The 24,184-nt window shown below is 73.3% G+C and carries 16 protein-coding genes; 13 read left to right on the top strand and 3 right to left on the bottom strand.

Annotated features, from left to right (window positions below; genetic code table 11):
- Positions 1-286 precede the first annotated feature (286 nt).
- The 8 genes from B4N89_RS31690 to B4N89_RS31725 are packed head-to-tail and all read left to right on the top strand — an operon-like array spanning position 287 to position 17,813.
- Positions 287-3,514 (top strand): non-ribosomal peptide synthetase, encoded by a 3,228-nt coding sequence (locus B4N89_RS31690; RefSeq protein ID WP_078979921.1) that lies wholly within the window; start codon positions 287-289, stop codon positions 3,512-3,514.
- A complete protein-coding gene (locus B4N89_RS31695) occupies positions 3,511-9,147 on the top strand; it encodes a non-ribosomal peptide synthetase/MFS transporter (protein ID WP_078979922.1) in 5,637 nt (1,878 codons plus the stop codon). Before B4N89_RS31690 ends, B4N89_RS31695 begins: the two co-directional genes overlap by 4 nt.
- On the top strand, positions 9,144-10,658 hold the full coding sequence (locus tag B4N89_RS31700) for a class I adenylate-forming enzyme family protein (RefSeq protein WP_078979923.1): 1,515 nt from the start codon (positions 9,144-9,146) through the stop codon (positions 10,656-10,658). The genes B4N89_RS31695 and B4N89_RS31700 overlap by 4 nt, the downstream gene beginning before the upstream one ends.
- Positions 10,655-13,960, top strand: coding sequence for a non-ribosomal peptide synthetase (locus tag B4N89_RS31705; protein ID WP_078979924.1), 3,306 nt, complete (start codon positions 10,655-10,657; stop codon positions 13,958-13,960). Before B4N89_RS31700 ends, B4N89_RS31705 begins: the two co-directional genes overlap by 4 nt.
- Positions 13,960-14,193, top strand: coding sequence for an MbtH family protein (locus tag B4N89_RS31710; RefSeq protein ID WP_078979925.1), 234 nt, complete (start codon positions 13,960-13,962; stop codon positions 14,191-14,193). The genes B4N89_RS31705 and B4N89_RS31710 overlap by 1 nt, the downstream gene beginning before the upstream one ends.
- Positions 14,190-14,456 (top strand): acyl carrier protein, encoded by a 267-nt coding sequence (locus B4N89_RS31715; RefSeq protein WP_078979926.1) that lies wholly within the window; start codon positions 14,190-14,192, stop codon positions 14,454-14,456. The genes B4N89_RS31710 and B4N89_RS31715 overlap by 4 nt, the downstream gene beginning before the upstream one ends.
- A complete protein-coding gene (locus B4N89_RS31720) occupies positions 14,449-15,912 on the top strand; it encodes a condensation domain-containing protein (protein WP_078979927.1) in 1,464 nt (487 codons plus the stop codon). The genes B4N89_RS31715 and B4N89_RS31720 overlap by 8 nt, the downstream gene beginning before the upstream one ends.
- The gene (locus B4N89_RS31725) at positions 15,909-17,813 is read left to right on the top strand and encodes a N,N-dimethylformamidase beta subunit family domain-containing protein (protein ID WP_078979928.1); all 1,905 of its coding nucleotides are present in this window, start codon (positions 15,909-15,911) and stop codon (positions 17,811-17,813) included. Before B4N89_RS31720 ends, B4N89_RS31725 begins: the two co-directional genes overlap by 4 nt.
- 4 nt (positions 17,814-17,817) lie before the next feature.
- On the opposite strand, the gene B4N89_RS31730 is transcribed toward B4N89_RS31725, so the two are convergent.
- A complete protein-coding gene (locus tag B4N89_RS31730) occupies positions 17,818-18,342 on the bottom strand; it encodes a cupin domain-containing protein (RefSeq protein WP_078979929.1) in 525 nt (174 codons plus the stop codon).
- A 329-nt stretch (positions 18,343-18,671) separates the two neighbouring features.
- On the opposite strand from B4N89_RS31730, the gene B4N89_RS31735 reads away from it, so the two are divergent.
- Positions 18,672-19,295: a dihydrofolate reductase family protein gene (locus tag B4N89_RS31735; protein WP_078980644.1), complete on the top strand. Its 624-nt coding sequence runs from the start codon at positions 18,672-18,674 to the stop codon at positions 19,293-19,295.
- Positions 19,296-19,470: 175 nt separating this feature from the next.
- Here B4N89_RS31735 and B4N89_RS31740 read toward each other — a convergent pair whose 3' ends face one another.
- Entirely contained in the window at positions 19,471-19,815 is a 345-nt protein-coding gene (locus tag B4N89_RS31740) for a VOC family protein (RefSeq protein ID WP_078979930.1), read from the bottom strand.
- 241 nt (positions 19,816-20,056) lie between these two features.
- Entirely contained in the window at positions 20,057-20,992 is a 936-nt protein-coding gene (locus B4N89_RS31745; RefSeq protein WP_078979931.1) for a LysR family transcriptional regulator, read from the bottom strand.
- A 157-nt stretch (positions 20,993-21,149) separates the two neighbouring features.
- Between B4N89_RS31745 and B4N89_RS51820 the strand changes: the two genes are divergently transcribed.
- The 4 genes from B4N89_RS51820 (at position 21,150) to B4N89_RS31760 (ending at position 23,972) form a co-directional block, all read left to right on the top strand.
- A complete protein-coding gene (locus B4N89_RS51820) occupies positions 21,150-21,827 on the top strand; it encodes an MFS transporter (RefSeq protein ID WP_235619029.1) in 678 nt (225 codons plus the stop codon).
- On the top strand, positions 21,791-22,522 hold the full coding sequence (locus B4N89_RS51825; protein ID WP_235619030.1) for an MFS transporter: 732 nt from the start codon (positions 21,791-21,793) through the stop codon (positions 22,520-22,522). The genes B4N89_RS51820 and B4N89_RS51825 overlap by 37 nt, the downstream gene beginning before the upstream one ends.
- Before the next feature lie 105 nt (positions 22,523-22,627).
- Positions 22,628-23,029: a DUF3224 domain-containing protein gene (locus B4N89_RS31755; RefSeq protein WP_078979932.1), complete on the top strand. Its 402-nt coding sequence runs from the start codon at positions 22,628-22,630 to the stop codon at positions 23,027-23,029.
- A 151-nt stretch (positions 23,030-23,180) separates the two neighbouring features.
- Positions 23,181-23,972, top strand: a complete 792-nt coding sequence (locus B4N89_RS31760) for a sugar phosphate isomerase/epimerase family protein (protein ID WP_078979933.1) — start codon at positions 23,181-23,183, stop codon at positions 23,970-23,972.
- Positions 23,973-24,184: the final 212 nt, after the last annotated feature.

Genomic DNA, 24,184 nt, shown 5'->3' on the forward strand with positions numbered 1-24,184 from the left:
AATCGGTAACACCCGGTTGGTATCCGGGCCGGTCGGCCCCGTTCCGCTTGATTCGAGGTCTGGACCAATAGTCGGTTTGGTATAGACCATTGACACTGTGTCGATGGCACTCCTAGCGTGGCCGACGCACGCCACGGGGGCGGACATCGATCGGGCGACGACAGGTCGTCCGACACGCCGCCGTGCCGCGAGCCGACGGCCGCGTCGGATCGCGGAAACGGGATGACGGCACGGCCGTTCGGTCGGCGCGTGACATCCCTCGGGCGACGGTGGCGAGGGGGTCGACATGGACGACGAGTACACGCTTTCCCGCACCGGGTCGCGGGAGCGGACCGAGCCGACCGGGGGCGCCGGACCGCGTGCCGGGGAACGGGTCGGCGGATTGTCCTTCGGCCAGGAACGCCTGTGGTTCCTCGACCGCTTCGAACCCGGCGACGCCGCCTGGAACATCCCGTGGTCGGTGCACCTTTCCGGCCCACTCGACATCGAGGCGCTGCGTGTCGCATTCGCGGGCGTCGTCGCCCGACACGACGCGCTGCGCACCCGATTCCCCGACGACGAGGGACGCCCCGTCGCCGTGGTGGCACCGCCCGGCCCGGTCCCGATCGAGATCGTGGACCGGGCCGGGCCGAGTGCCGACGCAGCGGAGCGCATACTCGCCGAGCGGGTCAACGCCGGCTTCGACCTCGCCGCCGCACCGCCGCTGCGGGTGACCCTGATCCGGCTGGACGACCGCGAACACGTGTTGTGCGTGGTGCTCCACCACATCCTGGCCGACGGCTGGTCGCTGAATCTGCTCCGCCGCGAACTGGAACTGCGCTACCGGGCGCACCGCGACGGCGTGGAACCGGTCTTTCCCGCACTGCCGTCCTACCTCGACCACGCCGCCAGGCAGCGAGAGCACGACCCCGACACCGAACGGGCCGTCGACTACTGGCGCCGGCAACTCACCGACCTGCCCGCACTCGACCTGCCGCTGGATCGCCCGCGCACCGCCGCGCCGTCCTCCGCGACCGCCTTCCACACCCGGCGCCTGACCGGCATCGGCCCCGCCCTGGACCACGTCGCCCGGACCCGGCGCTGTACCCCGTTCATGATCCTGCTCGCCGGCTACCAGGCCCTGCTGCACCGGTACGGCGGACAGCGCGACTTCGCCGTGGGCGCGCCGATCGCCGGCCGCGGTGATGTCGAACACGAGGGCCTGATCGGCTACTTCTCCAACACCCTGGTACTGCGCGCCGACCTGCGGGGGGAGCCGACCTTCGGCGAACTGCTGCGCCGCACCCGACGGACCGCGCTCGGCGCGTACGGCCACGACCGCATCCCGTTCGAGCAACTGCTCGCCGAACTAAGGGTGGACCGCGATCCGGCCGCGCCCGCCCCGCTGTTCCAGACCCTGCTCACGGTGCACACCCAGGACGAGGACACCGGGCCCGCCCGCCGCTTCGCCGACCTGGACGCCCGAGAGGTGGACGGCGGCCACCGCGCGGGCAAGTTCGACCTCTCCGTGGACATCCGACGCGACGGCGACGACCTGGAGGCGGTCTTCGGCTACCGCACCGCGCTGTTCGACGGGTCGACCGCCGTCGCCCTGGCCGCCCGCCTGGAAACCCTGCTGCGCGGCGCCCTCGCCGACCCGGACACCCCGGTACACCTGCTGCCGCTGCTGACCGACGCCGACCGCGACCGACTGCGGATCCGACCCGAACCCCTCGCCGAATCCGTCGAATCGGTCCCGGCGGCCATCGCCCGGGTCCCCGGCGACGGCATCGCCCTGCGCACCCCCGACGGCCGCGTCACCTACCGCGAACTCGCCCTGCGCGCCGACGCCCTGGCCGCCCGACTCCGCACCGCCGGGGTCGAACCCGGCGCCGTCGTCGGGGTGATGTGCCCACGCGGCGCAAACGCCGTCGTGGCCATGCTCGCCGCCTGGCGCGCGGGCGCCGCGTATCTGCCCCTGGACCCCGATTACCCGCCCGCGCGCCTGGAGTTCATGCTCACGGACAGCGGGACCCGGGTGGTGGTCACCGATGTCGCGCACGCCGAGGGCCTGCCCGCGACGATCACACCGGTGCTCGCCGACGCCGCGCCGCACGGCTCACCCTTCACGCCCGTCGAACCCACCGCCCAGTCCCCCGCGTACCTGATCTACACCTCCGGCTCCACGGGCACCCCCAAGGGAGTCCTGGTCCCGCACGGCGCGCTCGCCGCCCGGGTGCGCTGGATGCGAACCGGCTACCGGATCGAGCCGAGCGACCGGGTCCTGCAGACCGCCTCGCTCAGTTTCGACACCCACGCCGAGGAGCTGTATCCGACCCTGGCCGCCGGCGCCACGCTCGTCGTGCCCGCGCCCGACGCCACCCTGCCCGACGTACTCGCCGCCGGCGACGCGGACGACGTCACCGTGCTGGACCTGCCCACCCCCTACTGGCACGAACTCGTCGCAACCGGCCCCGACACCATCGCCTGGCCGCCCGCGCTGCGCCTGCTCATCCTCGGCGCCGACCAGGTCCGCCCCGGCGCGGTCGCCGCCTGGCGCGCCCGCTTCGGCGACCGGGTCCGCCTGGTCAACTCCTACGGGCCGACCGAGACCACCGTCATCGCCACCACGGCCGACCTCGGCGCCGCCGACACCCGCACACGCCCGCCGATCGGCACCCCGATCGACGCCACGCACACCGTCGTCGCCGACGCGTACGGCAACCCCGTCCCGCCCGGCGTACCCGGCGAACTGCTGATCGGCGGCGCCGGCGTCGCACACGGCTACCTCGGCCGCCCCGGCGCCACCGCCGCCGCCTTCCGGCCCGACCCCGACGGCCCGCCCGGCGCCCGGCGCTACCACACCGGGGACCGGGTGCGGCTGCGCGCCGACGGGCGGTTGGAATTTCTCGGCCGGCTCGACGCCCAGGTCAAGGTGCGCGGCTACCGGATCGAGCCGGGCGAGGTGGAGGCCGCCCTCCTGGCCCACCCCGGAGTACTCCAGGCGGCCGTAATCGCCCGGGACGAGGCACTGGTGGGCTACGTGGTTCCCACCGCCGACCTGTCCGTGCCCGAACTGCGCGCCGACCTCGCCGGCCGACTGCCCGCGCACCTGCTGCCCGGGGCACTGGTCCGACTGGACCGGCTCCCCCTGACCCCGAACGGCAAGCTCGACCACCGCGCCCTGCCCGCCCCCGACCGGCGCGCCGAACAGGCCCACGGCTACCTCGCCCCGCGCACCGACGCCGAGGAACTGGTCGCCGACATCTGGATCGACGTGCTCGGCCTGGACAAGGCCGGCGCGCTCGACGACTTCTTCGAACTCGGCGGCCACTCGCTCCTGGCCACCCGCGTGGTCGCCCGGATCGCCGCCGCCACCGACCTCGTCGTACCGCTGCGCACCCTGTTCACCCACCGCACCCTCGCCGGATTCGCCACCGCGATCGAGGAGCTTTTGGTCGCCGACCTCGCCGCGCTCGACGACGACACCGCCGAGCAGCTGCTCTCCGCCGAGAGGAACCGTTCGCAGCCATGAGCACCGAGTCCCCCGCGCGCGACACACCGCTGTCCGCGACCAAACGCGAACTCCTGGAACGCCGGCTGCGCCGCCGCGTGCCGACCGGCCCGGTCATCCCCCGCCGGCCCGAGGGCACCGTGCCGCCGCTGTCCTACGCCCAGGAACGCGTCTGGTTCATGGAGCAGTTCGCACCCGGCACGGCCGCCTACACCATCCCGGTCGCCCGCCGGCTGCGCGGTGCGCTCGACGTCGACGCCCTGGAACGGGCCCTGGCCGATCTGGTCGACCGCCACGAAACCCTGCGCTCGCGCTACCTCGTGGACGAGGACGGGCAGCCGTTCCCGGACATCGCCGCGACCCTCCCGTCGGTACTCACCCGCGCCGAGGCGGCCGACACGGCCGAGGCCGAGCGGCTGGTCAACGCGGGTGCCGCGGCGTCGTTCGACCTGGCCGAGGGGCCCCTGCTGCGGGCGCTGCTGATCCGCCTGACCGACACCGACCACGTGTTGCTGCTGACCGTGCACCACAGCGTCAGCGACGGGTGGTCCAGCGAGATCATGGTGCGCGAGATACTGGCCGGCTACGCGGCGCATGCCACCGGCAGCGCGGCGCGGCTCCCCGAGTTGACGGTCTCCTACGGCGACTTCGCTCTGTGGCAGCGCGAGCGGCTGACCGGCGAGACGCTTGTGCGCGAGACCGCGTACTGGCGAACCGAGCTGGCCGGCGTCGAACCGCTCGAACTGCCCACGCGCGGACCACGCCCGGCCCGGCAGACCTTCGCCGGCGCCGGACACGCCTTCGAGATCGACCGCGAACTCCTGGACCGGCTCACCGCCCTGGCCCGCGAGCGCGGCGCCACGCTGTACATGGTGCTGTTGGCCGCCTTTCAACTCATGCTCGCCCGGCACAGCGGGCAGCGCGAGTTCGCGGTCGGCTCGCCGGTCGCCGGTCGGCCGCATCCCGAGGTGGAGAACCTGGTCGGGATGTTCGTCAACGTGGTGGCGCTGCGCGCCCGCACCGGGGGCGATCCGACCTTCGCCGAACTGCTCGACCGCACCCGGGAAACCTGCCTGGAGGCGTACGCGCACCAGGAGTTGCCGTTCGCCCAGCTGGTCACCGAGCTCAACGTGGCGCGCGACGTCACCCGGTCGCCCGTGTTCCAGGCGGTGCTCGCGGTGCAGAACTACACCACGGCGAACGCCGGCGACGACCGGACCGGGTTGACCGTCGAGGCCTTCGGCCTCCAGGCCGGGGGCACCCGGTTCGACCTGGAACTGTTCCTGATGGAGTGGCCGAACGGCCTGTACGGCGCCTTCAACTACAACACCGATCTGTTCGACGAGACGACCATCGCCCGCCTGGGCCGGCATCTGGGTCGGCTGCTCGCGGTACTCGCCGACCGGCCCGACGTCCCGGTGTCCACCCTCGACGGTCTCGACCCCGACGAGCGCGACCTGGTCCTGACCCGATGGAACGACACCGCCGCGCCGGTCCCGGAACAGGCCACGCTGGTCGACCTGATCGCCGACCGCATCGCCCGCACCCCCGACGCTACCGCCGTGGTCCTGGACGAACACACCCTGACCTATCGCGAACTCGACGCCGCCGCGGATCGGGTCGCCCACCGCCTCCGGGCCGAGGGGGTCCGCCCCGGCGACCTGGTGGCGGTCGGCGCCGAACGCTCCCCCGAACTGGTCGCCGCGCTGCTCGGCGTGCTGCGCGCCGGCGCCGGGTACACCCCGCTGGATCCCGAATACCCTTCCGAGCGGCTCGCGTTCATGCTTGCCGACTCGGGCGCGCGAGTCCTGCTCACGCACCGGCGGCTGCCGATGCCCGCCGACTGCGCGGCCGCGGTGATCGCCCTGGACGACCTGGCCGACTGGCCCGACCCGAAGCCCGGCGCCGGTCCCGCCGACCTCGCCGCGCCGACGCCCGACGACGTCGCTTACATGATCTACACCTCCGGCTCGACCGGCCGCCCCAAGGGCGTGCCCAACACCCACCGCGGGATCGTCAACCGGATCGCCTGGATGCAGGACACCTACCGGCTGGGCCCCGACGACGCGGTGTTGCAGAAGACCCCGGCGAGCTTCGACGTATCGGTCTGGGAGTTCTTCTGGCCGCTGACCGCGGGTGCCCGGCTGGTCCTCGCCCGCCCCGGCGGGCACAAGGACGCCGGCTACCTGCGCGACGTCATCGCCGAACAGGGCGTGACGGTGGCGCACTTCGTGCCCGCGATGCTGACCGTGTTCCTGGCCGAGGAGGACGTCGAGCGCTGCGCGACGCTGCGCCGAGTGGTGTGCAGCGGCGAGGAGTTGGCCCCGGACAGCGCCCGCGCGTTCCGCGAGCGGCTGCCGGATTGTGCGCTGGCGAACCTGTACGGGCCGACCGAGGCCGCCGTGGACGTGACCGCGTGGGAGTGCGCGGGACCGCTCGCCACGGTGTCGATCGGCGCGCCGATCCACAACACCCGGGTGTACGTGCTCGACGACGCGATGCGACCCGCACCGCTCGGCACGCCCGGCGAGCTGTATCTGGGCGGGGTCCAGGTCGCGCTGGGCTACCACCGACGGCCCGGACTGACCGGGGAACGCTTCGTCCCGGACCCGTTCGGCGCGCCGGGTGCCCGGCTCTACCGCACCGGCGACCTCGCCCGGTGGCGACCCGACGGGACCCTCGACTTCCTCGGCCGGATCGACGGCCAGGTCAAACTGCGCGGCCTGCGGATCGAACTCGGCGAGATCGAGGCGGCGTTGCGGGCCCGCCCGGAGGTGGACGAGGCCGCCGTGGTGGTCCGTGAGGACGCCCCCGGCGACAAGCGCATCACGGCATATGTGGTGCCCGCGGTCACGCGACCGGCCGTGGGTTCCGCCGGCAGGGCCGAGATGCCGGGCTCGGGTCCCGCCGTGGAGGCCACCAACCCCGACCCGGACCTCGACGCCGACGACTTCGACGCCGACGACATCCGGGCCGCGCTCAAACGCACCCTGCCCGACTACATGGTCCCCGCCGCGTTCGTCGCGCTACCGGCGCTTCCCCTGACCCCCAGCGGCAAGCTCGACCGCAAGGCGCTGCCCGCGCCCGCCGCGCGCCGCTCCAAGGGAGCCGCCGCCGCGCCGCCGACCACCCCGGCGGAGCTGCTGTTCGCCCGGATCTGGTGCGACGTACTCACCCTGCCCGAAGTCGGCGTCGACGACGACTTCTTCGACCTGGGCGGACACTCCCTCCTCGCCACCCAGGTGGTCGCGCGAGCCCGCAAACAGCTCCCGGAGATCGGCGGCCGGGCGGTCAGCGTGATGGACGTCTTCACGCACAAGACGATCCGCGAGATCGCCGCCCTGTCCACCCTGTCCGCGGCCGAACGCGGCCCGGCGCGGCTGCTGTACCGGCTGAGCAAGCCCGTCCCGGCGGCACGGCGCACCCTGTCCCTGGTCTGCGTGCCCTACGGCGGCGGCAGCGCGGTGGTGTACCAGCCGCTGGCCGACGCGCTGCCGGACACCCACGACCTGTGGTCGGTGGCCATCCCCGGACACGACGTGGGCGTCACCCAGGAGCGGCTGCCCTTCGACGAACTCGCCCGGCGAATCGTCGCCGAGGTGCAGGAACGGGTCGAGGGGCCGATCGCGCTCTACGGCCACTGCGGCGTCGGCAGCGCGCTGATCGTCGCGGTGGCCCGGCAACTGGAGGCCGCCGGACGAGAGTTGGACGCGGTGTACATCGGCGCCCAATTCCCCTTCGCCCGCCCTCGCGGGCGGGTGTTGTCCGCGCTGAGCAAGGTGGCCGCGCTCGAACCGCTGCTCGGCGACCGGGTGTACGCCAACTGGCTGACCTCGATGGGCGCCGACATGGCGGACCTGGACGGTGACCAGATGAGGTTCATCATCGGCAACATGCGCCGCGACTCGGTGGCCGCCGAGGAGTACTTCACCGAGGCGCTGTCCGACAACCGCCCCCGGCTGCGCGCGCCGATCGTCTCGGTGATGGGCGACCGGGACCCGGCCGCCGACTTCCACGAGGAGCGTTTTCGCGAATGGCGCACCATCGCCGACCGGGTGGCGCTGGTGATGCTGGACGAGGCGGGCCACTTCTTCCTCAAGCACCGCGCGGACGACCTCGCCGAGGTGATCACGCGCGTACATCCGGCGGTGGACGCGGGCCGCACCGATGCGCTGCCCACCCGCGAGGCGGACGGGCCGTGGTGGTTCCACGGCACCGCCGGACCACCGGACGACCCCGGCCCGGACCGCGCCGGTGCCGGTGCCTCGCCCGGCCGCGAACCCCAGCCCGGCATGGGCCGGTTCCTATCGGTGGCGTTCAGCCAACTGGTCTCGATCACCGGCTCCGCGCTCACCGAGTTCGCGTTGCCGATCTGGATCTACCTCGAGACCGGCTCGATGGGCCGCTTCGCGCTCTACGCGGTGATCGGCATGTTGCCGGGCATCCTGATCGGCCCCCTCGCCGGGGCGATCGTGGACCGGATGGACCGGCGCAGGGTGATGCTCCTCGGCGACCTGGCGGCCGGCGGCACCCAGGGTGTGCTGTTGCTGCTCCTGGTCTCGGGTTCGCTGCATCCGTGGCACATCTACGTCCTGCTGGGCGCGCTGTCCATGGCGCTCACCTTCCAACGCCTGGCCTACGCGTCGGCGGTGCCGCAACTGGTCCCCAAGCAATACCTCGGACACGCCAACGGCATCGTGCAACTGGCTGGCGGCGTCGCCCAGTTCGTGGTTCCACTGATCGCTGTGGGGCTGATGGCCGGCATCGGCCTGCGCGGCATCCTGATCCTGGACGTGATCAGCTACACGATCGCGATCACCATCATCGCCTTCGTGAAGTTCCCGCGCACCCTCCCTTGGCGGCGGCGCGAATCGCTCACCGCCGAGATCAAGCACGGCTTCACCTACTCGTGGCGCCATCGCGGCTTCCGGGCCATGCTGCTCTGGTTCGCCGTGCTGAACCTGTTCCTGTCCCCGCTGTTCCTGCTCACCACGCCGCTGGTGTTGTCCTTCGACTCACTCGGCGGCGCCGCCCGGGTGTCGATGGCGGCCGGCGCCGGGGTGATCGTGGGCGGCATCGCCATGGGCTTCTGGGGCGGCCCGCGCCGGCAACGGCTGCGCGGCATGCTTTGGTTGGCCGCCGTCCTGGCCGGGGCGTCCGCGTTCACCGGATTGCACGCGAGCCTGTGGGTGGTCGGGATCGGCGCCTTCGGGATGTCCTGCGCACTGTCCCTGGTCAACGGCGTCTACACGACCATCGTGCAGGTCAAGGTGCCCCAGCGGTTCCACGGCCGGGTGTTCGCGCTGAACACCCTGGTCGCCTGGTCCACGCTGCCGATCGGACACGGCGTCATCGCGCCGCTCGGCGCGAAGCTGTTCGAGCCGCTGATGACCGACGACGGGCCGCTCGCGGGCTCGATGGGTCGGCTGATCGGACACGGCGAGGGGCGCGGCATCGGCCTGCTCTACCTGGTGTTCGGCGCCGCGATGCTCGCCCTCGTGCTGATCGGCCTGCGACTGCCGGTACTTGCCCACTTCGACCGGGACGTCCCGGACGCACCCGCCGACGACGAGGTCGGCATCCAGGAACGCGAACGTCGGATCCGGGCCCGGGCAGCCGAGTCGGCGCCCGCCCTCGCGGAGGTGTCGAGATGAGCATCGGAATCCGACCGCGACCGCCGGCCGCCGGCCGCCGCGCACCGGAGAGCCTGCCCGCACTGCTCGCGCATCGCGCCGAGATCGAGCCGGAGCAGCCCGCGATCCTCAGCGGACGCGAGAAGTTGACGTTCGGCTCCTGGCACTACCGCGCGGACGCGGTCGCCGCCGGGCTGGCCGAGCGCGGCATCGGCGCGGGCGATCGGGTCGCGCTGCTGTACGGCAACGGCGACTGGATCGACTACGCGACCGCCTATCTGGGCGCACAGCGCGCCGGGGCGGTCGCGGTGCCGATGTCGGACCGGCTCGCCCCCGCCGAGGTACGGCACCTGCTCGCGCACAGCGGCGCGGCGGCCGTGCTGCACCGCGCCGAACTGGTCCCGCCGGACGCGGGCACCGGCGCGTGGACCGCCCCGGTCGAGGACATCGAGACCTACCCCGTCGGCGACCTGCCCACCCCGTCCCCCGGCGACCTCGCGCAGATCCTGTACACCTCCGGAACCACCGGCACACCCAAGGGCGTTGCCGCGACCCACGCCAACCTGGCCTACGGGTGCACGCTGGACGCACGGCGTCGCCCGCTCGGCCACTCGGCGCACTTCCTGCACGCGTATCCGGTGGGCACCAACGCCGGGCAGACCATGCTGATCAACGCGCTCGACGCGAAGGCGACCGCGATCGCCGCCCCGCGCTTCACCCCGGGACACTTCGCCCGCCTGATCGAGCGACACGCGGTGGGCAGCGTGTTCGTGGTACCGGCGATGGCCATCGAACTGCTCGGCGCGGACCAGGCGCACCGCCACGACCTGTCCAGCGTGCGTCTGCTCGGCTCCACCGCCGCCGCCCTGCCGCGCCGGGTCGCGGTGGGCCTGGCCCGGCTGTTCCCCCAAGCGCAGATCGTCAACTACTACACCTCCACCGAGGCCGCGCCCGCGCAGACCACGATGTTGTTCGACCCCGAACACCCGGGCTCGCCCGGCCGACCCGCGTCGCTGCGCGACCTGCGGGTGACCGACGAGCGCGGGCGGGTGTTGCCGGTGGGGGAGACCGGGGAGGTCTGGCTGCGCACTCCGACCACGCCCCGCTCCTACTACGGCGAGGAGGGCGACTCCCGGGTGTTCTCCGGGCGTTGGGTGCGCATGGGCGACCTCGGCTATCTGGACGCGGAGGGTTTCCTGTACCTGGTCGACCGCGAGCGGGACGTGATCAAGTCCGGTGCGTACAAGGTCTCCACGTTGCAGGTCGAGGACGCCCTGCACGAGCACCCGGGCGTCCTGGACGCGGCCGCGTTCGGTGTACCGCACCCCGTGCTCGGGATGACCGTCGCGGCCGTCGTGGTGCCCCGGGGCGAGCTGACCGCGACCGAGCTGCGGGTGTTCCTGATGGAACGGCTCGCCGCCCACGAACTCCCCGGGCACGTGGTGTTCCGGGAATCCCTGCCGCGCAACGAGGGCGGCAAGATCCTCAAGCGCGAGCTGCGCCGGCTCCTGGACGACGAGGTCCGACCATGACTGTGACGAACGATCAGATCCCCTGGAACGATCGTATTCCGCCGAACGATTCCCGGGTCCCGGGGGCCGGGGGCGTCGACACCGGCGCCGACCCCGGTCCGGCGCTCGACACGCTGCCCTTCGTGCCGTTGTCCGCCGCCCAGTTGGGCGTCTGGGTGACCGAGCGCACGTTGCCCGCCGAATCCGCCTACCACCTCTCGGTGCTGCTGCGTTTCGACGGCCCGCTCGATCCGGACGCGCTGGCCCGCGCGTGCGCCGCCACGATCGAACGGCACCCGATACTGGCCGCGGCGGTCGGGGAGGCCGACGGCACGCCGGGCCTGGTGCCCACGACCCCCGCGCCGATGCGCCGGGTGCCGGCCGACGAGGCGGATCCGGACACGCTGATCCGGGCCGAACTGGGCCGCCCCTTCGACCTGTACGCCGGTCCGCTCGCCCGCTTCACCCTGTTCTCCCTCGCGCCGGACCGGCACACGCTCCTGGTGACCGCGCACCACGTGATCTTCGACGGCACGTCGAAGGAGATCGTGGTGGCCGCCCTGGCCCGCGCCTACCGCGCGGCGCGCGAGGGCGGGACCCCGGTCGGCCCGGCAGCCGCGGCCTCGGACGGGCGCGGCGCGGTCGACGAGTTCCGGGCCGGGCCGGCGCCGGCCGATCACCCCGACAGCACCGGCGTCTGGGCCCGGCACCGCGAGGAGCCCGGCCGGGCGATCCTGCCGGGGCTGCTGCCCACCACGCGGGCCGGCAGCGAACCGGCGCCGGGCACCACGATCCCGTTCACCCTGGGCCCCGAGACGGTCGACGCACTGCACGAGACCGCCGTACGACTGGGCGTCACCCACTTCGAACTGCTCCTGGCCGCCTGGCACGCGCTGCTGTTCCGCTACGGCAACGCGCGAGTGCGCACCGCGCTCGAACTCACCACCCGCACCCCGGCCGAGGCACGCCGCGTCGGGCTGCACGTCAACGAGCTGCCGGTCTCCTCGCGGCCGCGCGCCGGACAGGGCTTCGGCACGTTCGCCCGCGAACTGCGCGCCGAACTGCGGGCGATCTACGCCTTCCGCGACGTGCCGTACAGCCACACCGTGCGCGGTCTCGGGCCCAGGACCGCGCTGACCGAGCTGACCGTGAGCTATCGGCGGCGCACCCGCGTGGTCGAGCCGATCTTCCCCGGGGTGGAGACCCGGGTCGAGTGGATCGTGCTGCCGCCGACCGCGCGCAACACCGCGCATCTGCAACTGGTCGAGGGCCGGGACCGGATCGACGGCGCGCTGCACGTCCCGACGGACGGCTTCGTGCCGGACGCGGCCGCGCGTATCCCGGGCCACTTCGCCACCCTGCTGAACACCGCGCTGGCCGACCCCGAACTGCCGCTCGGCGACCTGCCGCTGTTGTCCGAGCGGGAGTTGGTCCGGGTCCTGCACACCGACAACGCCACCGACACGCCGTATCCGGCCGGGGACACCGTCGTCGAGTCGTTCGCCGCGCGCGCGGCGGCCGCCCCCGACGCGGTCGCCGTCGTGTGCGCGGGCCGGTTCCTGACCTACCGCCAGGTGGCCTCGGCCGCCTACGTGTTCGCCGAGCGCCTGCACCGGGCGGGGATCGGCTCGGGCGACCTGGTGGCGATCGAACTGCCGCGCACCGGCGAACAGGTGGCCGCCGTCCTCGGCGTGCTCGCGGCCGGCGCCGCGTACCTGCCGCTCGACCCGGGATATCCGGCCGAACGGCTGGCCTTCATCCGGTCGGACGCGCGCATCGCGGCAATCGTCCGGGACGCGGGTGCGGGAGCGGGTGACGGTCCGGGCGACTCCGCCGCACCCATCACGTCCGACCGAGTGCCGGACGTACCCGCGGAGTCGGTCCGGCTCCGCCTCGTCGCCCCCGTCGAACCGCTCGTCCTGGCCGCCCCCGACCTGAACGGGCCCGACCTGTTCGCGGCCGAGCCGGGCCGGGTCCGGCCGCCCACCCGGCCCGCGCCGAGCGATCCGGCCTATGTGATCTACACGTCCGGCTCGACCGGTCGGCCCAAGGGTGTCCAGGTCCCGCACCACGCGCTGGCCAATCTGCTCGCGAGCATGCGCGATCGGCTCGGCGCCGGTCCCGGCGACCGCTGGCTCGGGTTGACCTCGCTGTCCTTCGACATCTCCACGGTCGAACTGCTGCTGCCGCTGACCACCGGCGCCCGGGTGGTGCTCGTGCCCGACGACCGGCACCGGGACGGACCGGCGCAACTGGCCCTGCTGGAGCGGCACGCCGTCTCACACGTGCAGGCCACCCCCAGCGGCTGGCGGGTGCTGCTCGCGGCCGGCCTGCACCGTCCGGGGCTGACCGCGATCACCGGCGGCGAGGCGCTGCCCGCTGCGCTGGCCGCCGAACTGCGCGGCGCGGTGGGCCGGTTGATCAACGTGTACGGGCCCACCGAGACCACGGTGTGGTCCACCTACGCCGAGGTCGACACCGAGGCCGCGCCCGGAATCGGCCGGCCCCTGGCCAACACCCGCGCGTACGTGCTCGACGGCCGGCTGCATCCGGTCCCCGAGGGCCTCGTGGGCGAGTTGTTCCTGGGCGGGGACGGCGTCGCGCACGGCTACCTCGGCCGCCCGGGGCTGACCGCCGAGCGGTTCGTGGCCGACCCGTTCGGGCCGCCCGGCGCCCGCCTGTACCGCACCGGCGATCTGGTCCGGCACGCGCCCGGCGGCGGGCTGGACTACGTCGGGCGCACCGACGCCCAGGTCAAGCTGCGCGGACACCGGATCGAACTCGGCGAGATCGAGAGCCGGCTCGCCGCGCACCCCGGCATCGCCCAGGCGGCGATCCGGCTGCTCGACCCGGACGGCGAGAACGCCCGCCTGGTCGGCTACCTGGTCCCCGAGCCCGGGCAACCCGCCATCGCACCCGACGAACTGCGCGCCTTCCTCGCCCACACCCTGCCGAGCGCCATGGTGCCCACCGGCTTCGTGGCCCTGGACGCCTTCCCGCTGACCCCCAACGGCAAGCTGGACCGGGCCCGCCTGCCCGAACCGGCGCCCACCCGGCCCGAACCGGGCGACCCCACCGACCCGTTGCGCCCGGCCGACGAACTCACCGAAACGGTACGGGCGATCTGGGCCGAGGTGTTGCGCCTGGACGACATCGGCGTGGACGAGGACCTGTTCGACCTCGGCGGCCACTCGCTCACCATCACCCAGATCGCCGCCCGGATCCGCAAACGCCTCGGCGTCGAGGTCCCGCTCGACGTCTTCTTCGACACCCCCACCGTCGGCGGCGTGACCGACGCCGTTCGCGACCTCCAGGAGCCGTGATGCGCAACGATCCCGAAACCACCGCCCCCGAGACCGACCAGGAGACCTACCGCGTGGTCGTCAACGACGAGGAACAACACTCGTTGTGGCCGCTGCGCACCGAACCGCCCGCCGGCTGGGTGCCCACCGGCTTCGTCGGCACCCGCGAGGAGTGCACGGCGCACATCGACCGGGTCTGGCCGGACATCCGGCCGCTGAGCCTGCGCCGGCGACTGGCCGGGGACGCGGCATGAGAGCGGACCCGCTGCGCGAACGGGTGGCCACGCTGATCGCCGACGTGAGCGGCGGCGAGGTGAGCGCGCACGAGGTGTTGGAATCGACCGGCTCGCTGACCGCGTCCGGGGTGAGTTCACTGACCTTCCTGCGCCTGATCGACGCCCTGGAGGGCGAGTTCGACGTGTTCTTCGACCTGGACGCCGACCTGGACTTCGTCGAGGACCTGGACTCGCTGGTGGCACACCTGACCCGACACGGCGTGGCGGTGGGCGATGGTTGAGGACGAGTCGGCGAGAGCCCGGGTCGCGGCCGAGGCGCCGGTCGCGGCCCCCTACGAGGTGCCGGCACCCTTCGCGGTCTCCGCCGACGACCCGGTCCGGGCGCCGCTGACGTGGGGTCAGCGGGCCATCTGGCAGGCCATTCGGCGCACCGCGCCCAGCGACCACTACTTCAACATGACCCGCGTACTGCCGATCGCCGACCGCGGAGAGCCGGTGGACGTGACCCGGGCGAGCGCCGCGCTCGGCCGGCTGATGGAGCGTCACGACGCTTTGCGCACCCGGCTCGTGCCCACCGACGGCGAGCCCCGACAGGCCCGCCACTCGGTGGGCACGCTGCCCGTGGAGGTATTCGAGGCGGCGCTGATCGAGGACGCGGACACGGTCGCCGCGGCGGTGGCCGAACGCCTCGGCGCCACCCGCTTCGACTACTTCGACGCCTGGCCGATCCGGGTCGGCCTGGTGGTGCACGGCGGCCGGGTCCGCTACATCGCGCTGGCCCTGTGTCACGTGGCCACCGACGGGCACGGCGTCGAAGTCCTGGTCCGCGACCTGCGGTTGCTGATCCGGCGCGGGTCGGCGGGCGGCCCGGCCGCGGGCGGGCCGCTGGACCTGGCCCACGAACAGTCCACGACCATCGGACTGCGCCGGGGCGAATCGGCCCTCGCGCACTGGGAGACGCACTATCGGCGGATCGCCCCGACGGTATTCGCGGACGTGATCGCCGAACCGGCGGCGCCGCGCTTTCGCACCGTGCGCCTGGTCTCCCCCGCGCTGGCCCGGGCCGCCGACGCGGTCGCGCTGCGGCATCGGGTCAGCCCGTCCGCGGTGCTGCTCGCGGGCGCGGCCGTGTTGGCGGCGCGCGCGGGCGGCCGGGACACCGCGGTGATGTTGCCGATCGTCGCCAACCGGTTCCGGGCGGACAGCCGCGATCTGGTCACCACGCTGTCCCAGGAGGGGCTGTTCGTGCTCGACCTGGACCTCGGCGCGCGCTTCACCGACCTGCTGCCCGCCGCGTGGCAGGCGTCGCTGCGCGCGTATCGCAGCGCGGGCTACGATCCCGACCGGTGGAATGCGCTGATGTCCAGGATCACCGCCGAACGCGGCACCCCCATCCGGCCGTTCTGCTGCTTCAACGACATGCGCCTGGTGGAGCGGCCGCCGGAGCCGGGACCGGAGCCGACCGCCGCCGAACTGGACGTGGCGCGCAGCCGCAGTCGGGTGGAAACAGCCGGCGGACACGAGTTCATCGCCTGCCGATACTGCATGCACGTGGTCGCCGAGGGCGACGCGCTGGCGGTCAGCGTCACCGGCGACACCGCCTATCTGCCCGTACACGCGCTGGAGGCACACCTGGTCGCGCTGGAGGATCTGCTGGTGCGCGCCGCCGCCGGGCGGGAGGTGCCGATCGGCGCGCTGACCGGGTTCGCGGAGCGGGTGGCGGAGCCGGTCGCATGAGCGTCCTGGCGTATGCCGGCGCCACGTCCGTCGCGGCGGGCGACCGGCTGCGCTTCCACCTGGCCTCGACCGACGGCGGCCCGGTGCGCGGCGAGGTCACCGTCATCGACGCGACCACCGACCACGTCCTGACCCGGACCCGAGTGAGCGGCGAACACTGGGAGTTGTCCGTCCCGCCGGATTGGCCCAGCTCGCTGTACCGGGCCGTGTTCGACGACGGCACACCGCTCGCCGGGGACGAACCCCTGGACCACGAGGCCTGGTTCGTGGTCCGCGCGGCGCACCCCGGCACGGCCGCGTCGATCCTGGTGTCGGTGCCGTTCGCCACCTGGCAGGCGTACAACCGCTCCGGCATGCCCGGCCGGGGGCTGTACTACGCCGAACAGCCGGACCGGGCCGCCCGGGTCACGTTCGACCGACCCGGCGGCGGACCGCCGCCGGAGCGCTGGGAGGAGGGCCTGCTGCGCTGGTTGCGGGCCACCGGCCGGCCGGTCGAGTTCTGCTCCGGCCTGGACCTGCACGGTGGGAACGAACTCCTCGCGCGCTACCGACTGTTGGTGATCAACGGGCACGACGAGTACTGGTCGCGGGAACAGCGCGACACCGTCGAGGACTTCGTCCGGCGCGGCGGCAACCTGGCCATCTTCGCCGGGAACACCGCGTGGTGGCAGATGCGCCTGGAGGACGACGGCCGCACCATGGTCTGCCATCGGGACGCGGTCGCCGACCCGATGGCGGCGATCGATCCCGAGCGGGTCACCGTGGAGTGGTCCAGCGCACCGGTACACCGGCCGGAGAACACGATGACCGGGCTCAGTTTCCGGCGCGGCGCGGGTGCGTGGGGCGAGGGGATGAAGGTGATCCGCGAGGAGGCGTACATCGCGCGGTTCACCGACCACTGGGTGTTCGCCGGCACCGGCCTTGCGGACGGCGACAAGTTCGCCCAGGGTGCGCTCGGCTACGAGACGGACGCCGCCGAACTGGACTGGAGCACGGGTGTCCCGCGCGCCACGGGCCGCGACGGCACCCCGCCGTCGTTCGTCGTGCTCGCCACCGCCGACCTGCGGCACTGGGCGCGCTACGGGCAGGGCGGCGACGCCGTGATGGGCACGTTCCGGCTCGGCGCGGGCACGGTCTTCAACGCGGGCACCATCAACTGGGGCAGTGCGCTGGCCGATCCGGTGGTCGACCGGGTCACCCGCAACGTGCTGGACCGGCTCGGCACCGCCGCGCAGCCGCAGTGGGAGGTGATCGGCCCCGCCGCCGACATCCGCGCGCTCACCGCCTGCGAGGACGTGCTGTTCGCGGTGGACACCGAAGGGGCGCTGATCTGCCGGGACACCGGCGGGCAGAACCTGCCCTGGCGGGCGATCGGCGCCGCGCCGGGGGTGCGCGCCCTGGCCGCGGCGCGGGAGGCGGCCGGTCCGCTGCCGCTGGAGGTGTACGCGGTCGGCGGAGACGATCGGCTGCTGCGCCGGCCGCCGGTGACCCGGCCCGCGCCGTGGATCCCGGTCGCCCGACTGCCCGAGGGCACCCTCGCGCTGGCGCTGTGCGACGGCGGCGTCTTCGCGGTGGACGCCGCCGACACGCTGCACCACGTGTACGCGACCGAGCTGCCCGCCGACCCCGACGCGCCCGCGCCCTGGCGCGTGCTCGGCCCGGCGGGCGGCGCGATGGCCCTCGCCGCGATGAACGGCCGGCTGTACGCCGCCGACGGCGCCGGCCGGCTGCACACCCGGCTGCCGATCGTGGGACCGGCCGCGTTCGTCCCGCTGCCCGGTGAATCGGCCCCGCCCGACACCTGCCGCACGCTGACCGGCCACGCCGGGAGCCTGATCGTCACGGCACCGGGCTGCCGGATCCGCCGGCGCTCGGCGGTGCCGCCGCCGACGCGGGGCTGAGCGCCTATCCGCCGAGGTCGACCCAGTGGTTGTCGTGACGGAGGAAGAACCGGGCACGTTCCTTGTCGGTGAGGTGTTCCAGCTCGGGGATGCCCTCGAAGTAGGCCTCTCGGGGCGCTCCCGGGGCGAACTGGAGCAGCATCGAGGCCGGCTCGCCGGATTCGTTCCGGAACGCGTGCAGGCCGCCGACCGGTACGTAGAGGAAGTCCCCGGCCCTGGCGTCGCGCCAGTCCCGGCCGTCGAACAGCCGGATCGTGCCGGAGAGCACGAAGAACGACTCGGAGATGGTCCGGTGGAAGTGCGTGCCGGGACCGCTGGGCACCGCGTGCATGTCGACCCGGTACAGGCCGTACTCGCCGTCCGTGGAGTCGGTGGTGGCCAGGTAGTGGTAGGTCGCGCCGGCGGTGATCAGCTCGGGCGGGTGCTCGGCGGGGCGGAACCGGGCGTTGACCTCGCCGGAGTCGCCGCGGTAGCGGGTCCCGGGGTAGCCGAGGCTCTGCGGATCGTCGGGGACGTCGGGGAAGGACATCGCGGGCTCCTCGTCGGACGTGCCACACGGTCGCGTCGCGTGCGGTCGGGTGACGTGTGGTCGGGTGGCGTGTGGTCGGGTGGCGTGTGGTCGGGTGGCGTCCTTTCGTAACGCATGCGGGTGGGTCGGGGCGGGAATCGTCGGGGATCGATCGAAGAATCGCGCTCGGGTACTCCCGGTCGTCCCGGCAGCCCGGTCGGTCTCGGTCGCTCCTCATCGCTCCTCATCGCTCCCGGACCGATGAGTTTCCGGTGGACGCGCAGTCGAAGCATGTGTCGACTCGAAAAGCACGGGACCAACACGGCGACACCGCGACGAAGGGCAGCGCCATGAAGATCACCCTCACCACCTTCCTCACCATCGACGGCGTCTACCAGGCCCCGGGCGGCCCGGAGGAGGACCCCGCAGGCGGCTTCGAACACGGCGGCTGGTCGACGCCCTACGGGGACGACGACTTCGGCCGGTTCATGGTCGGGGTGATCGGGCGTGCGGAGGCGTTCCTGCTCGGGCGGCGGACGTACGACATCTTCGCGTCCTATTGGCCCGCGATCACCGACCCGGCCGACCCGATCGCCGGGCCGCTGAACACGCTGCCCAAGTACGTGCCCACCAACACCCTCACGTCGGCCGATTGGCACAACACCCGGCTGCTGCACGGCGACCTCGCGGAGGAGGTCGGCACGCTCCGGAAGCAGGACGGCGGCGAACTCCAGATCCACGGCAGCGGCGCGCTCGCCGGGGCGCTGCTGCGGCTCGGCCTGATCGACACGATGCACCTGCTGACGTTCCCGGTCGCCCTCGGCGCGGGCAAGCGCCTGTTCGAACCGGGTGTACTGCCGACCGCGTTCGCGCTCACCGGTTCGGAGGTCACCGGGAAGGGCGTGGTGATCACGTCCTACGAGCGTCGGGGCGCACCCACCTACGGCAGCTACGAGCGTCCCGAGCAGGGGTAGCCGGGGGTGGCCGCGAGCCCGGAAGCACACGCACCGACGGCGCGCCCGACACCCACGGGGGGTGTCGGCCGCGCCGTACGGATCGCGGGGCCGGGAGTCCGGTCCCGGGAGCCGGGCCGGGTTCGGCGTTCCCGGGCCACGACTCGCGAGCTGCCGGGCCCACGACGCTCCGGACTCAGGCCTCCTGGATGAGACCGATCGGGTTGTCGTCGGCGTCCTTGAGCACGGCGGTGCGCTTGCCGCCGCCGACGTCCCTGACGTCCTGGACGGGCTGCGCGCCGGCCTCGACCAGGGACGCGAAGGTCGCGTCGATGTCCGCGACGTGCCAGTAGGAGATCGGGCCGTGCTCCCACTTGGCGTGGCCGTTCGGGTCCAGGCCGATGTCCTGGCCGTCGACGTGGTAACCGACGTAGTAGGACTCGTCCATCACCGGGTCGACGCCGAGGATCCGGCTGTACAGCTCCTTGGCCTCGGCGAGATCCCGCACGGGGTAGATCACCGTTTTGATGCCTGTGGTCATACTGCGCTCCTCGGGAGGGCCGGCCGGCGCCCGGGTCCGGGTGCGGTTCCGGGTGCGGGTCGGCGTCGGGGGCTTTCGCCTTGACGGGTGCGGGTCCGTTGTCGGTCCGTCGAGGGGATGACCCGCGCGGGCGGAGAAGTGTGACCGGTCCGGTGAAGTTCTCCGGGGCGCTACGGGGTGGGGCCGGGCCGCCTATGGGGCCCCGCCGTGGGGTCCGTTGCGGGCCCGCTGTCGGCCCGCCTCAGCCCTGCGGCGAGCCCGCCCGGATCGGCGCGCCCGGCCCGGCCCGCTCGCCGGACGCCGCCGCCGCGTACAGCACCTCGCGCAGCCCGGGCAACGTCTCGCGGTCGGGGCGCCAGACCAGGCGCAGGGTGAGGTCGGGGGTGTCCAGCGCAAGCCTGACCAGGGTGCCGGCGGCCAGTTGGTCGGCGACCGCGAAGTGCGGCAACAGCGCGATGCCCAGCCCCTGTTCGGCCCACGCCCGGGTGACCGCGACACCGCCGGCCCGGACCCGCTCCACCTCGGCGCCGAGCAACCGATCGCCGGCCAGCCGGAACGAGCAGGCCGACGCCCCGTTGACCAGCAGTCGATCCTCGCGCAGATCGGCATCGGTGATCCGGTCCCGGTCGCCCAGCGCATGCCCGGGCGCGGCGACCAACGCCAGTCCGACGGGTTTCAGGTCGACGAACGCCAGCGCGGCCGGCGGTGGTTCGAACCCCAGCTCGCCCAGCCAGGTGCCGGTGTCCAGGAGCAGCGCCGCGTCCAGCCGACCGGCCACCACGGCGGCCAGGAGTTCGCCCCGGTCGGTGTCCGAGACCACCTCGACCCGCAGATCGGGCCGGCGGGCGGCGAGCCGGCCGAGCACCGGGGGCACGTGGGTCACGGCGATGCTCTCCAACGCCCCCAGCCGTAGCAGCGGCGCCGCGGCGGCCACCTCGCGGCGGGCCTGTTCGGCCTGGTCGAGCAGCCGGTGCGCCCACTCCCGCATGCGCTCCCCGGCCGCGGTCGGCGTCATGCCCCGGGGGCCTCGATCGAACAGGAGTACGCCTACGGACTTCTCCAGGACCCGGATCTGCTCGGAGACCGACGACGGCGCGATGTCGAGCGCATTGGCGGCCGCGGTGACCGTGCCGAAGCGGGCGACCGCCTCGAAGGTGCGGAGCTGGCGAAGTTCCATGGCGGGGCAACCTCCCCCGAGCATTCGGATATTCCGAACGGGGCGTACGGTCGGGCCGGTCGAGTCGAGACCGCCGGTCGGCGGACAGTGGTGCACCGCGATCCTCGGCCTCTCCCGGGTCGCTCCCCACCGCCGCTCCATTCCAGGAGAACCCTCGATGCCACTCGTCGATACACCCGTCGCGACCTCACACGCCATTACATCGAGGTCGCGCACCCGAGCCCTGATCGGCATCTCGCTCGGCTACTTCATGGTGTTGCTCGACATGACCGTGCTGTCCGTGGCCGAACCGGACCTGGCCCGGTCGCTGGGCGGTTCGGTGGCGGGGCTGCAGTGGACGGTGTCCGGGTACACGGTCGTCTTCGGCGCTCTGCTGCTGACCGCGGGGGCGGTGGCCGACCGGTTCGGCGCGCACCGGGCGTTCCGGGTCGGCATCGTCGGGTTCGGTGTCGGGTCGCTGCTGAGCGCGGCGGCGCCGAACCTGTGGACGTTGGTGGCGCTGCGCGGGCTGCTCGGGGCGGCTGCGGCCGCCTGCGTGCCGGCGTCGATGGCGATGATCACCCGGCTGTTCCCGATCCCCGCCGAGCGGGCGAAGGCGGTGTCGGTGTGGGCCGCGCTCAGCGGCGCGGCCCTCGCGGTGGGCCCGCTCGCCGGCGGCCTGCTCGTGGACGCGTACGGCTGGCGCGCCATCTTCTTGGTCAACGTCCCGATCGCCGCGCTCACCCTGGCGCTGACCGCCGGCCGCGCGGTGCGGTGCCCCGGGGCGGGCGGCCGATCGACTGGGCATCCCAACTCGTGGTGTGCGGGGCGCTGGGCCTGGCCACCGATGCGCTGATCGCGGCCGGGTCGGGGTCCGGGACGCACGCGGCCGGCTCGGGGGCGGCGGCGGTGCTCGCCGCACTGGTGTTCGTCCGGGCCGAACGGCGCAGCCCGCACCCGGTGCTGCCGGCGGCCGTGTTGCGCTCGCGCGCCACGAGGTCGGCGCTGCTCGCCGGGGCGGCGGTCAACTTCGCGATGACGGGGCTGCTGTTCGTCCTGCCGCTGCTGTTCCGGCAGAACCTGCACATGTCGCCGATGCGGACCGGGGTGGCGTTCCTGCCGATGACGCTGCCGTTCGCGGTGAACCCGCTGCTCACCGGCCGGATCCTGGCGCGGTCCGGGCCGCGGGCCCCGATGCTGGCCGGCCTGGGACTGCTGACGTCGGGCTGCGTGGTGTTCGCCGTCGCGGTGCTTGCCGGCTTCGGGTATCCGGTGCTGGCGATCGGGCTGGTGTGCACCGGCTTCGGGGTGTCCTTCGCGCTGCCCGCACTGGTCGGCACGGTGATCGCCACGGCGCCGGAGGGCACCGCCGGCGCGGCCGGTGGCCTGCTCAACGCGGTCCGCCAGATCGGTGCCACGGTCGGAGTCGCGGCGATGGGCGCGTTCGTCGGCGTCGACGGCGCGACGGGCACACACGATCCGGCCTGGGCCCTGTTGCTGCCGGCCGCGCTGTGCGCGGTGATGACAGTGGTGGTGGGGCGGCGGGCCTGACCCCGCGGGCGCGCCGGATCCTCGCCGGATGTCGGCGCCGTGTGCGAAGCTGCGTGCGACCAGCGGGTACGGAATCCTCACGCTTCCAGAAACGAGGGCTGCGCAATGGGCAGGGGCACCACCGCCACCGGGACATTCGAGCTCACCTCCTTCCAGCCGGAGGCGATCGACGAGGCCCCGGGCGCCGCACTCGGCCGGGTCGTCATCACCAAGGTCTTCACCGGCGACCTGGCCGGTGAGAGCACGGTGCACATGTCGTCGGTCATGGACGTCGAAGGCGCCCCTGCCGCCTATGTCGCAGTGGAACGCTTCACCGGCGAACTGGCGGGCCGCAAGGGCTCCTTCGTCTTTCTGCACTGCGCACCGGGCACCGCCGGCGAGGAACTGGCGATCCGGGTGGTCGCGGGTACCGGGACGGACGAACTCGCCGGGATCACCGGCTCGCTGGACATCACACGAACCGAGGACGGCGGTCACACGTACGTCCTGGACTACATACTCGGTTGACGTCCCGCTCCGGGGGTCGGGCGCAGGGGACGCCTCGACGCTCCGGTGTCGCCTTGACCCGGGAGCGGCGGCGACCTACGCTCCGAAACGGAAACGGGAAAGCGCTTTCCATATCGACGTGGAGCCCGCGAGGCGAAGGATTCGAGGACACGTGAGCACACCCGAGCGTCCGAGGTGGGCCTTCAGCACCCTCGGCGCCCCCGGCCGGCCGGTGCACGAACACCTCGTCCGCGCCCTCCGACACGGCTGCACCGGCCTCGAACTCCGGGTCCACCAGGACGAGTTCGTACACGTGGACCTGCCCCCGGGCGAGCGCCGGGCAATCCGCGCCCGGATCACGGACGCCGGCCTGGCCGTACCGTGCCTGGCCGGCTACGCGGGCATCTGCGCACCCACCCCCGACCCGGTCGTCCTCTCCGCCATCGACCGCCTCCTCGACCTGGCCTACGACCTGGGCGCATCGGCCGTCCGCATCTTCCCCGGCGGCACCGGCGACGGCGACACCGAACGCGCCCAACGCAGGCTGGCCGCCCTTCTCCCCGACGCCCGCGCCCGCGGCGTCACCATGCTCGTCGAAACCCACGACTCCCACCCCACGGGCACAGCCGTCGCAACCCTGATCCGCCCCTTCGCCGGCGCGGTCGGGGCGATCTGGGACGCCCTGCACCCCTGGCGCCACGGCGAACAACCCCCCGAAACCGCCGAGGCACTCGCGGGATTCCTGCACTACGTGCAAATCAAGGACGCGGCCTCCACGGTGGACACCACCCCGGTCCCCCTCGGCACCGGAGCGGTACCACTGACCACCATCGGCACCACCCTGCAGGAACACGCCTGGCAAGGCTGGGTCTCCCTGGAGTGGGAAAAAGCCTGGTACCCGGAAATCCCCACCCTCGACGAGGTCCTCCCAGGCGCAGCCGAATGGGTAGCCACCTACTTCTGAACCCACCCCGCCGAACGGCCCCGTGCCCACGCCGGGATGGCGCCCGAAGACGCCGAGGACCGAGCATGCTCGGCCTGTCCCGAACACCCGAGACCCGGCCCGCAACCGAGCAACCGACGTACCGCACGCCCCGACGCCTCGCATAAGGCCCGGCAACCCGCACCCGCCTGGCGCGATGCGGCGCCGCGTCCTCGGCCTGGGTGGCCGGGGGC

The organism is Embleya scabrispora, assembly GCF_002024165.1.
Taxonomy (GTDB): Bacteria; Actinomycetota; Actinomycetes; order Streptomycetales; family Streptomycetaceae; genus Embleya; species Embleya scabrispora_A.

What these genes read in the sequence shown, in the direction of transcription:
- B4N89_RS31745 (WP_078979931.1), bottom strand. Translation starts at nt 20,992, where the DNA reads ATGGAACTTCGCCAGCTCCGCACCTTCGAGGCGGTCGCCCGCTTCGGC.
- B4N89_RS31705 (WP_078979924.1), top strand. Translation starts at nt 10,655, where the DNA reads ATGACTGTGACGAACGATCAGATCCCCTGGAACGATCGTATTCCGCCG.
- B4N89_RS51820 (WP_235619029.1), top strand. Translation starts at nt 21,150, where the DNA reads ATGCCACTCGTCGATACACCCGTCGCGACCTCACACGCCATTACATCG.
- B4N89_RS31720 (WP_078979927.1), top strand. Translation starts at nt 14,449, where the DNA reads ATGGTTGAGGACGAGTCGGCGAGAGCCCGGGTCGCGGCCGAGGCGCCG.
- B4N89_RS31700 (WP_078979923.1), top strand. Translation starts at nt 9,144, where the DNA reads ATGAGCATCGGAATCCGACCGCGACCGCCGGCCGCCGGCCGCCGCGCA.
- B4N89_RS31735 (WP_078980644.1), top strand. Translation starts at nt 18,672, where the DNA reads ATGAAGATCACCCTCACCACCTTCCTCACCATCGACGGCGTCTACCAG.
- B4N89_RS31695 (WP_078979922.1), top strand. Translation starts at nt 3,511, where the DNA reads ATGAGCACCGAGTCCCCCGCGCGCGACACACCGCTGTCCGCGACCAAA.
- B4N89_RS31725 (WP_078979928.1), top strand. Translation starts at nt 15,909, where the DNA reads ATGAGCGTCCTGGCGTATGCCGGCGCCACGTCCGTCGCGGCGGGCGAC.
- B4N89_RS31710 (WP_078979925.1), top strand. Translation starts at nt 13,960, where the DNA reads ATGCGCAACGATCCCGAAACCACCGCCCCCGAGACCGACCAGGAGACC.
- B4N89_RS31690 (WP_078979921.1), top strand. Translation starts at nt 287, where the DNA reads ATGGACGACGAGTACACGCTTTCCCGCACCGGGTCGCGGGAGCGGACC.
- B4N89_RS31755 (WP_078979932.1), top strand. Translation starts at nt 22,628, where the DNA reads ATGGGCAGGGGCACCACCGCCACCGGGACATTCGAGCTCACCTCCTTC.
- B4N89_RS31730 (WP_078979929.1), bottom strand. Translation starts at nt 18,342, where the DNA reads ATGTCCTTCCCCGACGTCCCCGACGATCCGCAGAGCCTCGGCTACCCC.
- B4N89_RS31740 (WP_078979930.1), bottom strand. Translation starts at nt 19,815, where the DNA reads ATGACCACAGGCATCAAAACGGTGATCTACCCCGTGCGGGATCTCGCC.
- B4N89_RS31715 (WP_078979926.1), top strand. Translation starts at nt 14,190, where the DNA reads ATGAGAGCGGACCCGCTGCGCGAACGGGTGGCCACGCTGATCGCCGAC.